10 protein-coding genes are annotated in these 11,141 nt (G+C 33.2%); 6 read left to right on the top strand and 4 right to left on the bottom strand.

The features are described from left to right. Positions 1 to 5: 5 nt before the first annotated feature. Complete coding sequence (locus Q0975_RS05565) at positions 6 to 404, bottom strand: DoxX family protein (RefSeq protein ID WP_299434187.1); 399 nt, start codon at positions 402 to 404, stop codon at positions 6 to 8. Positions 405 to 461: 57 nt separating this feature from the next. Continuing rightward, complete coding sequence (locus Q0975_RS05560; RefSeq protein WP_299434185.1) at positions 462 to 1,616, bottom strand: DNA polymerase III subunit delta'; 1,155 nt, start codon at positions 1,614 to 1,616, stop codon at positions 462 to 464. A gap of 318 nt (positions 1,617 to 1,934) precedes the next feature. Between Q0975_RS05560 and Q0975_RS05555 the strand changes: the two genes are divergently transcribed. The 5 genes from Q0975_RS05555 (at position 1,935) to Q0975_RS05535 (ending at position 8,854) form a co-directional block, all read left to right on the top strand. Then, on the top strand, positions 1,935 to 3,122 hold the full coding sequence (locus Q0975_RS05555; protein ID WP_299434183.1) for a phosphoglycerate kinase: 1,188 nt from the start codon (positions 1,935 to 1,937) through the stop codon (positions 3,120 to 3,122). Positions 3,123 to 3,341: 219 nt separating this feature from the next. Beyond that, a complete protein-coding gene (locus Q0975_RS05550) occupies positions 3,342 to 4,976 on the top strand; it encodes a LysM peptidoglycan-binding domain-containing protein (protein ID WP_299434181.1) in 1,635 nt (544 codons plus the stop codon). 29 nt (positions 4,977 to 5,005) lie between these two features. Further along, positions 5,006 to 5,491 carry a gliding motility-associated C-terminal domain-containing protein gene (locus Q0975_RS05545; RefSeq protein WP_299434179.1) on the top strand — a complete coding sequence of 162 codons (486 nt, stop codon included), beginning with the start codon at positions 5,006 to 5,008 and terminating at the stop codon, positions 5,489 to 5,491. A gap of 151 nt (positions 5,492 to 5,642) precedes the next feature. Further along, complete coding sequence (locus Q0975_RS05540) at positions 5,643 to 6,626, top strand: DUF4837 family protein (protein ID WP_299434177.1); 984 nt, start codon at positions 5,643 to 5,645, stop codon at positions 6,624 to 6,626. A 101-nt stretch (positions 6,627 to 6,727) separates the two neighbouring features. Continuing rightward, positions 6,728 to 8,854 carry a Tex family protein gene (locus tag Q0975_RS05535; RefSeq protein WP_299434175.1) on the top strand — a complete coding sequence of 709 codons (2,127 nt, stop codon included), beginning with the start codon at positions 6,728 to 6,730 and terminating at the stop codon, positions 8,852 to 8,854. A 134-nt stretch (positions 8,855 to 8,988) separates the two neighbouring features. Here the strand turns inward: Q0975_RS05535 and Q0975_RS05530 are convergent, their stop codons facing one another. Together Q0975_RS05530 and tatA are read right to left on the bottom strand one after the other, a co-directional pair. Next, a complete protein-coding gene (locus Q0975_RS05530; protein ID WP_299434173.1) occupies positions 8,989 to 9,312 on the bottom strand; it encodes a hypothetical protein in 324 nt (107 codons plus the stop codon). 546 nt (positions 9,313 to 9,858) lie between these two features. Further along, the gene (gene tatA / locus Q0975_RS05525; RefSeq protein ID WP_299434171.1) at positions 9,859 to 10,053 is read right to left on the bottom strand and encodes a twin-arginine translocase TatA/TatE family subunit; all 195 of its coding nucleotides are present in this window, start codon (positions 10,051 to 10,053) and stop codon (positions 9,859 to 9,861) included. 211 nt (positions 10,054 to 10,264) lie between these two features. Here tatA and Q0975_RS05520 point away from each other — a divergent pair, with 211 nt between their 5' ends. Continuing rightward, positions 10,265 to 11,134: a M23 family metallopeptidase gene (locus tag Q0975_RS05520; RefSeq protein WP_299434169.1), complete on the top strand. Its 870-nt coding sequence runs from the start codon at positions 10,265 to 10,267 to the stop codon at positions 11,132 to 11,134. Positions 11,135 to 11,141: the final 7 nt, after the last annotated feature.

The following is an 11,141-nucleotide window of genomic DNA, read 5'->3' as shown; positions in this document are numbered from 1 at the left end:
ACCTTTTAAGAGGTTACTACATATAGCCCAAAAATAGCAACTATGAAGTAACAAGTAATGGTTAATGCACCTTGATAGTCTTTTGCTACTCTTTGACCAAAAAGAAGCATTAATAATGTTATACATGCAGAAAACATAGCACCAATGGCAAATCCCGTGTGGTTATCTGCGATCAAGTGATATATACCCATAACACAAAATATAGCAGTAATGACTTCAATAATTAGAATCGTACCTAAAAGTAACGGTACCATCTTACCCAAAAAAGTAGCTGAAAAATGACTTGTTAACCAACTAAGATTACCTTTCCAATCTGTAATTTTATCAATGCCTGATTGTAAAAAAGTAATAAGTAAGAATAGTAAAATAGTAATGGAGACCAGGTGAGTCATAAAGTTGTCCATAAAATTGAATTTAGTTTTGAGATAATAACAAATTATATAGGTTGTAAAACCAACAAGTTATACTGCTTTTTTATGCAGTAATCTTGTGAGTTTAATAGATAAATCGGTCAAAATAATTTTTGCATTACCATTTCGTTCGATATGATAAATAGCATCCTGTAGTTCATTACTTATATCCATAATATTAGCGCCATGAATAAAAGGAGCAAAGTTTTTAAGCTTAAAACCATCGGTTTTAGGTTCTAGAAATACAAGATCTTCTGCGCCGTAGTTTACTAGTAGAGCTTGTCTGAAAAAATCAAGACAATACTTCAAAAATTTCTTTTGTGTTTCTCTTCCAGAACCTGCAATGGATTCACTCCAATTAATTAAATCATTAATAGCAGATTTATTTCCCTTTGCTCTAAAAGCAGTTCTTACCCATTGTATAAACCAATCTTCAAATTGTTCATCACCACCATCGTGATGCAATAAATGCAATGCTTTGTTATAATTTCCATTTGCCTGATGAGCAATTTTTAATGCTTCAGCATCCGAAAGATTCTCTGATTCCTTTATGGCATCTTTAATTACCTGTTCCCCTAAAGGAGGGAAATGTACAACTTGGCATCTAGATCGTATGGTTTGTATCAGTTGTTCTTCATCCTCGGTAATTAGAATAAAAACTGTTTTTTCTGGAGGCTCTTCGATGAGTTTCAGTAGTTTATTAGATGCAGCGATATTCATTTTATCAGCGATCCATATCAGCATTACCTTATAACCACCTTCATAGCTTTTTAATGACAACTTTTTTACCACTTCTAATGCTTCATCTACACCAATCTGACCTTGTTTTTTTTCGATACCCAGCAAAAGATACCAGTCAAAAATACTGCCATAAGGCGTATTCTTCACAAAGGTTCTCCATTCTTCAGCAAAATGATTTGCAGTAGGATGTTTTTTAACTTTATCATTGGTAGCAACGGGATATGCAAAATGTAGATCAGGATGCGCCAGATGATCAAATTTTATGTTACAAGAATTAATCCCACCATTGTTTTCACCATCTTTGTTTTGACATAAAATATATTGAGCATAAGCAATTGCCATGGGTAATGTACCACTTCCACTAGGCCCCACAAAAAGTTGTGCATGTGGAATACGACCTCGTTCTACACTCGTAGTGAGATAACTTTTAATATGTGCCAGCCCTAATATTTCCGAAAAAAGCATAAGGCAAATATAATTTATATAAAGTTTAAAAAATTAATTCCACGAACCTTTTATCATTTCTCCATTGGGGGAGAAACAGGAATGAGGGATATAAAAACCAATCGTGTAATTAATTTTCATTTTTTATAGAATAGCGCACAATATCTACAGAGCAGTTTAGATATAAATTAAATGTGATTTTTTCATTTAAAACCTTCTTTTTGCTAAAAATCAATAAAAGTGAAACTTTAGCAAAGAAATTAGGCATTTTTTCTAATAGTTTTCGGTGTTTTTGAGGAAATAAAATTATTTTCGTTTGGGAAAAATCAATCCAATCCAATGAAGACAATCAATGATTTCAATTTTGAAAATAAAAAAGCATTAATTCGAGTAGATTTTAATGTTCCTTTAGATGAAAATTTTAAGGTAACTGATAATACCAGAATCGAGGCTGCTAAACCAACAATTATTAAAGTACTGGAAGATGGCGGAAGTGCTGTTTTAATGTCTCATTTGGGTCGCCCAAAAGGAGTTCAGGAAGCGTTTTCCTTAAAGCATATTATGGATGAGGTTTCTCAGGTAATTGGTGTGCAAGTCAAGTTTGTTGCCAATTGTATCGGACAAGAAGCAGAAGATGCAGTTGCACAACTAAATCCAGGAGAGGTATTATTGTTAGAAAACCTAAGATTTTATGCTGAAGAAACAAAAGGAGATACAGGTTTTGCAGAACAATTATCAAGCTTAGGCGATATCTATGTCAATGACGCTTTTGGTACAGCACATAGAGCACATGCGTCAACAACAATAGTTGCACAATTCTTTCCAGAGAAAAAATGTTTCGGAAGTTTATTAGCAAAAGAAATAGAAAGTATAGATAAGATACTAAAAACAGGAGAAAAACCGATTACAGCGATATTAGGAGGATCTAAGGTCTCTTCTAAAATTACTATTATAGAAAACATTTTGGATAAGGTAGATCACCTAATTATTGGTGGTGGAATGACATATACGTTCATTAAAGCAGAAGGAGGGCAGATAGGAGATTCTATTTGTGAAGATGATAAACAAGAGCTGGCGATAGAAATTTTAAAGAAAGCCAAAGAAAAAGGAGTACAAATACACTTACCTGTAGATGTAATTGGTGCGGATGCTTTTGATAATGATGCCAATACCAGAGCAATGAGTGTAGATGCAATTCCTGATGGATGGCAAGGATTGGATGCAGGACCAGAAACATTAAAGAATTTTCACCAGGTTATATTGAATTCTAAAACGATACTTTGGAATGGACCTCTTGGAGTTTTTGAAATGGAGAACTTTGCGAACGGAACCATTATGCTAGGACATTCTATTGCAGAAGCAACAGAGCAAGGAGCATTTTCTCTTGTAGGAGGTGGTGATTCTGTTGCTGCAGTAAAACAGTTTGGATTTGGAGATAAAGTAAGCTACGTTTCTACTGGTGGCGGAGCTATGTTAGAAAGTCTTGAAGGGAAAACACTTCCTGGTATTGCAGCTATTGGAAATTAATAAAAGCGTTAAATTTCTGTACGAAAAGTCTTAATAAAGACAAAACTTATTAAAAATCAGTCGTTTTGACTGATTTTTTTATGTTTTTAACTTGTTGATTTTTTGCGCTTTAGAAAAAAAAGACGATTTTCGCGGCAGTGTTGTTGATAACTTGTTAAAACATCGCACTAATTGCCCTAAAATATCCGTTAGTTTGAATAATTGTAAACAATATCTGAAATGATTAAAAATTGTTGGTTTTATCTTAGTTTTCTTTTTTGCCTTGTTTCACTGCAGGCTCAGGATACGATCCCTTCATCTGTAAGCAAAGTAATGAAAGTTTCCAGAACACTAACGCTGGATAAAGAACTTACATTACAAAAAGATACAGTTCAGGTAATTGATACAACTAAGGTAATAAGTACAATAGGTGAACTAAAAACTACAACATTTACAAAAACCAGTGTTAAGGATAGCGTACTATATGCCGCGAAGGATCATCCGAAAATGGCGCAATTAGATTCTATATGGAAACAGGAATTATATAATTCTAGTTTATTTGATACCATTTATAAATCGGTTACAGAATTAGAATATGAACCAGTAGAATATGTAGATCTTCCAACAGATACCTTAAAAGCTAGATTGGCAGAATTAAATGCACGTACCCCTTTTAATGTAGAATACAATCCTTCTTTGGAAAGTGTAATTAAGAATTATCTTAAAAATCGTCACGAACATTTAGAAAGATTGATGGCGTTAAGTGAATTTTATTTTCCATTGTTTGAACAAGAGTTAGACAATCAGAACATTCCTTTAGAAATAAAATATTTAGCGATTGTAGAATCTGCGTTAAAACCTAGAGCAAAATCAAGAGTTGGTGCAACCGGATTGTGGCAGTTTATGTTTGGTACAGGAAAAATGTTTGGATTAGAAGTAAGCTCTTATGTAGACGAGCGTATGGATCCTATTATGGCGACACAGGCAGCGTGTAAGTACTTAGCAAGTCTTTATCGCGTATTTGGTGATTGGGACCTAGCATTAGCATCATACAATTCTGGACCAGGAAATGTAACTAAAGCTATCAGACGAAGTGGTGGATATAAGAATTACTGGAACATACGTCATAATCTACCAAGAGAGACAGCAGGATATCTACCAGCATTTCTAGCAACGATGTATATTTTTGAATATGCCGAAGAACATGGATTTAAACCCAGAAAGCCGGAATTTGCATATTTCGAGACCGATACTATTAAGGTAAAACAGATGATTTCCTTAGATCAGGTTTCCGAAGTTATGGATATTAATATGGAAGAATTACAATTCCTAAACCCTTCCTATAAATTAGATATCATTCCATATATAAAAGATGAAAACTATGTATTGCGTTTGCCTCTAGATCAAGTAGGTAAGTTTGTTACAAACGAAAATCAATTATATGCACTAGCACAGGAAGAATTCAATAAACGAGAAAAACCACTTCCTAAGTTTATCGAAGCAAATGATAGAGTTAGATATCGTGTGCGTAGTGGTGATTTTTTAGGAAAAATAGCCAGAAGATATGGAGTTCGCGTAAGCCAGATAAAGAGATGGAATGGGCTCCGAAGTAACAATCTTAGAATTGGACAACGATTAACGATTTACCCTCGCCGTCCCGTTGTAGAAAGACAAAAAAAGAAAACATCTGCCAAAAAAGTTGTGGCAAGTGCCAATCCAGGAAGCTCTGAAGTGTATACGGTGAAATCTGGAGATACTTTATGGAGTATTTCTCAAAAATTTAAAGGAGTTTCTATAGAAAATCTCAGAAGCTGGAACAATATCAGTGGTACAGGAATCAAACCAGGTATGAAGCTGAAATTGTCTAAATCCTAGACACTTTCTTTTTTAATCAAACGAATTATATGAAAAAACAATTACTAATTTTAGTAATGATTGCTTCTGCAGTGAATTGTAGTGATAATGATGATACTCCAATAGCAGAGAAAAGTTGTTGTTCTGAAGATTCTTACGTCATAGAAATAAATAATTTACCTGAAGGTTCAGAGATTGAGCCTGTAAAAGCTTTTACTCCAAATGCAGATGGATTTCATGACACTTTTGATATTATTGGACTCCAAGGTTTCACAAATAGCTCAGTCAAGATTTTCTTGAACAATAACCTAGTTTTTGAAACAGACAATTATGATCTTGAAGATAGCCAGAATTTTAGCACTAGTATTTCTGATCAAAATTTTGACACCAGAGTGTATCGATATGAACTACAAATAGATAATGGAGATGTTTTTAAAGCGATGGGTTATGTTTGCGCGGTTAAAGTTCTAACCATTGACATACCATCATCTTGTGCTTTTGGCCCATTGGATCCTGATCCGATAATTAGAAATTAATTGTTTATTAGGTATTTTAAGGAGATAGATATTTAGAAAGTTTTAGTATTAACTTGCAATTGGAACGGTTTATGATGTCAAAAGCAGTATTATATCTGTTATCTGGATATTATTATTTTTGATATTAGCACATCCCAAGTATATTTGTATTATGAAAAAACTAACCTTTGCCATTATCTCAGTATTATGTATAATTAGTTGTACAGAGACTAAAAAAGATACTTCAGAAAAAATAGACGGTTCTCTTGCTCAATCTTTGGGTAAAATAAATGAGCTATCTGTGATCATTGACAATGAATCATGGACGGGTAGTTTAGGAGACACTATACGCAAATATTTTGGAGCAGAAGTTCCTGGCTTACCACAAGAAGAGCCTTTGTTTTCTATGAGACAAATACCTACTGAAGCTTTTACGAGTATTGCCAGAAGAAGGAGAATGTTTCTTAAAATAGAAAAAGGAGAAGAGTCCAAAGTATATATAGCAAAAAATAAATACGCTACCCCACAATTAGGGTATGTAATCACAGGTACTAGTGAAGATGAAATTATCCGTTTGATTCAGGAACGATCTGCAGGGATGATTTCAAAATACAAAAAGGTAGAAACCAGAGAAAAACAGTATAGAATTAAAAAATCAGTAGAATACATTCCTCAGTTGCAAGAGAAGATGGGAATTACCCTTAAAATACCTTCTGCATATCGAATTGCTAAAGAAGAAGATAAGTTCTTTTGGTTACGTAAGGATATTACTAATGGAGATATGAATCTGATGATATATGAACTTCCTTTAGGATCTATATCCAAAGATTCTAATACAATCGCCAAGATTATAAAAGTAAGAGATTCTATTGGACAATTAAAAATACCAACCAATTCTGGGAAATTTATTACAGAAGAAGCGTATGCGCCGTATTTGTTCGAAACCAAATTGGATAATAAATTCGCATTTGAAACCAAAGGTACCTGGGAAATCAAAGACCGATATATGGCAGGTCCTTTTGTGAATTATGTGATTGATGATGTACCTAACAATAGGCAATTTGTAATTGAAGGTTTTGTATTAGCTCCATCCGTTAGAAAAAGGAACTTCATGTTCGAACTAGAAGCGATAATTAAGACGATTAAATTTGACTAGAACTTTCCATTGCTCTAAAATGGAAAAAAGGAGTGAATTTCTAATAAGTTTTGATTTTAGAACAGGTTTATAATATATTTAGCGGTTCAAAAATGTAACCAATGAATATTGTTTCTTTTATTGCGAAACAGGTTCCTGTTTCGGAAAAACAAATAACCAAAACCATCGAATTGCTAGATGATGGGGCCACAATTCCTTTTATTTCCAGGTATCGTAAAGAAATGACCGGTAATCTTGATGAGGTGGAGATTGGTGAAATTGTAAAGTATAAAGCTGCTTTTGAAACCTTAGAAAAAAGAAAGGAAAGTGTTCTTTCTGTTATCAAAGAACAAGAAGCACTGACTCCAGAATTACAAAAACGTATAGAAGCTGCACAGACACTCTCTGAAGTAGAAGATCTATATTTACCGTATAAGAAAAAACGTAAAACAAAAGCCACGGTTGCTAAAGAGCTAGGATTAGAACCTTTGGCTAAGATTATTATGCAACAGCGAGAAGAAGAAATTCTTTTTGTAGCCTCTCAATATCTTAACGATACAATTATCAATGAAGAATTAGCGCTTCAAGGTGCCAGAGATATCATTGCAGAATGGATCAATGAAGATGAAAAGGTGAGAAACAGGTTGCGTAGATTGTATCAACGCAGAGCAGCTATATCTTCGGCTGTGATTAAAACCAAAAAAGACGAAGATGAAGCACAGAAGTACCAACAATATTTTGAGTGGGAAGAACCACTACATAAATGCCCTTCACATCGATTATTGGCTATTCTTAGAGCAGAAAATGAAAAGATAGTAAGAGTAAAAATTACCGTTCCAGAAAATGATGCATTGGATATTATTGATGATGTCATGATAAAATCTAATATAGAAGCTTGTACAGATCAGATGTTTCTAGCGATAGCTGATGCATATAAAAGATTGTTAGCACCTACAATTTCTAAAGAAGTGTTAAATCTAGCAAAAGAAAAAGCAGATGACAATGCAATTACAGTTTTTGCTCAAAACCTAAAGCAATTGCTCTTAGCTTCTCCTTTGGGTCAAAAACGTATTTTGGCTTTGGATCCTGGTTTTAAATCCGGTTGTAAATTGGTTTGTCTGGATAAACAAGGTGATTTGCTACATAATGAAAATATTTATCCGCATCCTCCACAGCGAGAAACTACTAATGCTATAAAAAAGATAAGATCCTTAGTAAATGCTTATAAAATTGAAGCAATTGCTATAGGTAATGGGACTGCAGCAAGAGAAACGGAAGCATTTGTTAAAAAAATTCCATTTGAAGGCCCAATTCAAGTATTTATGGTCAATGAAAGTGGAGCATCGGTATATTCAGCATCTAAAATTGCAAGAGCAGAATTTCCTAGTTATGACGTAACCGTTCGTGGGGCAGTATCCATTGGTAGACGATTAGCGGATCCACTTGCAGAATTAGTGAAAATTGATCCTAAAGCAATAGGAGTGGGGCAATACCAGCATGATGTAGATCAAAATAAATTAAAAAACGAACTCGATACTGTAGTGATGAGTTGTGTAAATAGTGTAGGAATTAATGTAAACACAGCCAGTGCGCCATTATTAAGTTATGTGTCTGGGATAGGAGATAAACTTGCAGAAAGTATAGTAAATTACAGATCAGAGAATGGAGCGTTAGAATCCAGAGATGAACTAAAAAAAGTACCAAGATTAGGAGGAAAAGCTTATGAGCAAGCAGCAGCGTTTTTAAGAATTTCAGAACCTAAAAACCCATTAGATAATTCTGCAGTGCATCCGGAACGGTACAAATTAGTTTCCAAAATGGCTAAAGATGTTGGTGTTCCTTTAGAGGAATTGATAGGAAACAAAACGGCAATTACCAAAATCAAATTACAAGACTATATTGCAGAGAATGTAGGGTTACCAACACTGACGGATATTGTAAAGGAATTAGAAAAACCTGGAGTAGACCCTAGAAAGAAAGCAACAGTTTTTGAATTTGATCCAAATGTAAAAACGATTAACGACCTAAAAGCAGGAATGAAATTGCCTGGTATTGTAAATAACATAACTAATTTTGGGTGTTTTGTAGATATTGGTATTAAAGAAAGCGGGTTGATACATATCTCGAAACTGGCAAATGAATATATCAGCGATGTCAATGCGGTGGTTCAATTAAACCAGCATCTGATGGTTACTGTGATGAGTGTGGATTTACCAAGAAAAAGAGTTCAACTTTCTTTGGTTGATTGATACTTTGCGACAAACTAAATAACATAGCTTTCTTAAAGTCAAGTTTCATCGCACTTTCAAAACAAAAAGACAAAAAAAACTCCTTTTAAAAAAAGGAGCAGCCACTATCTATATTTTTAATAAATGTTTTGCAATTATGGAACTAAACTTACAACCGGGTTGTTTTTAGTAATAATTGTATTGTTTGTTAATCTTGTAGTTTTTTTGGTGTCAGTGGTGAAACCATTCTTTTCTAATAATAAGTTATAGAAATCCTTCTTAGTAGTATTAGTAACTTCTTTTTTACCTTCTTTAATAGTAATGTCAAAATTATTCATTTTTATAAGGATCTTATAAAAATCAGTTTTTGAAGCCTTAATATTAGTGGTAGTTGCAGTAGTCTTTTTAGTGTCAACTTCTTGAGCACTAATGGTAGAGAAAGAAAATAAAACTGCGATGGTAAAAAATATAGTTTTCATAGTTTGGGGCTTTATGAAGTTACTTATTTAACTTATTCAAAGTTAAGAGGAAATAATAGTGTTACGAAATGTATTCAAAACTTTTAGATAAAGTGGTTTTTTAATTCGATGAAATACACAAATTTTATGGTTTTACCGTAAAAAAGTAAGGTGTATTTTGTTGAATTTTGAAGATTTTACCACTTTTAGATGTTTGTTTTTCTTGTTTTTAGGCTGTTAGTGAGCAGTTTAAAAGTTTTGGGTGTAAATAGTGTTATTGTTTTTAGAAAAAGTTAACATGTGTAGAATTTAGATTACCTATTGGATTAATTTTTGGCATAAGTACTATATGAAATGTATACCATCAAATTCATTAACTTTTCGAAATAAAATGAATCTCTATACAATTCACAATGTACCTGATTATGAGGAATGGATGTTGTTTTTGTGTTGAATCGAGATAATCTCTAGTAAGCAATCAAGAACTTAAGCTTTAGTCGGGATAGGTAATAAAAAAGCCTAACACACAGGTTAGGCTTTTTTTATACTTTAAAATAAAAGCTTGAATTATTTTTTCTCTTCTATTTTGTTAGGATCTTCATCTTCTTCTTTAGAGGCATCTTTAAATTCTTTAATACCACTTCCTAAACCTCTCATCAATTCTGGAATTTTTTTACCTCCAAATAAAAGTAAAACCACAGCAACAATCAACGCGATTTGCCAAGGGCCTAACATTCCTAAAAATACACTTAATGACATCATGATCTTAAAATTAGAATACAAAGTTAACAAGATTTAAATAAAAAAGACATTTTTAAAGAGCTAAAAACTTCTTTTAAGAGAATATTCACACCTTGAAATAAGACTATTCACTTTTAAATAACGTTTTAATATGAAGTTTAGCATTTTTATCCGTAAACAGAATATGTATATTTGCGTTACAAATACAATTGCCCTGATAGTAGATTAATCTATGGCTAAAAAGAAAAAAGAACCAAAAAGAATTACCAAGAAGCTGCTAAACAAGTATCGATTAGTAATTCTGAACGAAGATACTTTTGAGGAGAGAATATCCTTTAAGCTCACTAGGCTTAATGTTTTTGTGCTTTTAATGATTACTTCGATCATTTTAGTTTCTTGTACAACAATTTTAATTGCTTTTACGCCATTAAGAGAATACATTCCAGGATATTCTTCTACATCACTTAATCAAAAAGCAACAAGATTGGTTTCTACAGCAGATTCATTAGAAACTGCACTAAGGGTTAATCAAAAATATTATAATTCAATCAAAAAAGTACTCACAGGTGATGTGAAAACAGTGGAGTTTGATATTGATTCTGCCGTACAATCACAGAAACTAAATCCTGAAGAAGTTGATTTAAATCCATCAGAGCAAGATATAAAGCTTCGGGAAGAAGTTTCTAGAGAAGATAAATACAGTCTATTCGAAAGTGAAAAATCTAGCACGGACTTTTCGCTCTTTCCACCTGTTAGAGGGAGTATTACATCAAAATACAATGTGAACGAAAAACATTATGCGATTGATGTTGCTGTGCCAAAAGATACTCCGATCAAGGCTGCTGCTGCTGGAACTGTGATTTTTGCAGAATGGACTTCAGAAACGGGTCATGTAATCATATTAGAACATGGAAATAGTTTACTTACTGTATACAAGCATAATGCTTCTTTGACAAAACAGCAAGGTGAACTGGTTAAAGCTGGAGAGGTGATCGCTACTGCAGGATCTACCGGAGAACTTTCTACAGGACCGCATTTACATTTCGAATTATGGAGAGATGGATATCCTACAGATCCATCAAAATTTATTGATTTTGAATAATAACAGA

It is taken from the genome of uncultured Aquimarina sp. (assembly GCF_947500065.1).
Lineage (GTDB): Bacteria > Bacteroidota > Bacteroidia > Flavobacteriales > Flavobacteriaceae > Aquimarina.
This window is presented reverse-complemented; position numbering and strand designations above follow the sequence as displayed.

Excerpts from the sequence above, each read along its gene's own strand:
- Q0975_RS05565 (WP_299434187.1), bottom strand. The coding sequence starts at position 404 with ATGGACAACTTTATGACTCACCTGGTCTCCATTACTATTTTACTATTC.
- Q0975_RS05560 (WP_299434185.1), bottom strand. The coding sequence starts at position 1,616 with ATGCTTTTTTCGGAAATATTAGGGCTGGCACATATTAAAAGTTATCTC.
- Q0975_RS05555 (WP_299434183.1), top strand. The coding sequence starts at position 1,935 with ATGAAGACAATCAATGATTTCAATTTTGAAAATAAAAAAGCATTAATT.
- Q0975_RS05550 (WP_299434181.1), top strand. The coding sequence starts at position 3,342 with ATGATTAAAAATTGTTGGTTTTATCTTAGTTTTCTTTTTTGCCTTGTT.
- Q0975_RS05545 (WP_299434179.1), top strand. The coding sequence starts at position 5,006 with ATGAAAAAACAATTACTAATTTTAGTAATGATTGCTTCTGCAGTGAAT.
- Q0975_RS05540 (WP_299434177.1), top strand. The coding sequence starts at position 5,643 with ATGAAAAAACTAACCTTTGCCATTATCTCAGTATTATGTATAATTAGT.
- Q0975_RS05535 (WP_299434175.1), top strand. The coding sequence starts at position 6,728 with ATGAATATTGTTTCTTTTATTGCGAAACAGGTTCCTGTTTCGGAAAAA.
- Q0975_RS05530 (WP_299434173.1), bottom strand. The coding sequence starts at position 9,312 with ATGAAAACTATATTTTTTACCATCGCAGTTTTATTTTCTTTCTCTACC.
- tatA (WP_299434171.1), bottom strand. The coding sequence starts at position 10,053 with ATGATGTCATTAAGTGTATTTTTAGGAATGTTAGGCCCTTGGCAAATC.
- Q0975_RS05520 (WP_299434169.1), top strand. The coding sequence starts at position 10,265 with ATGGCTAAAAAGAAAAAAGAACCAAAAAGAATTACCAAGAAGCTGCTA.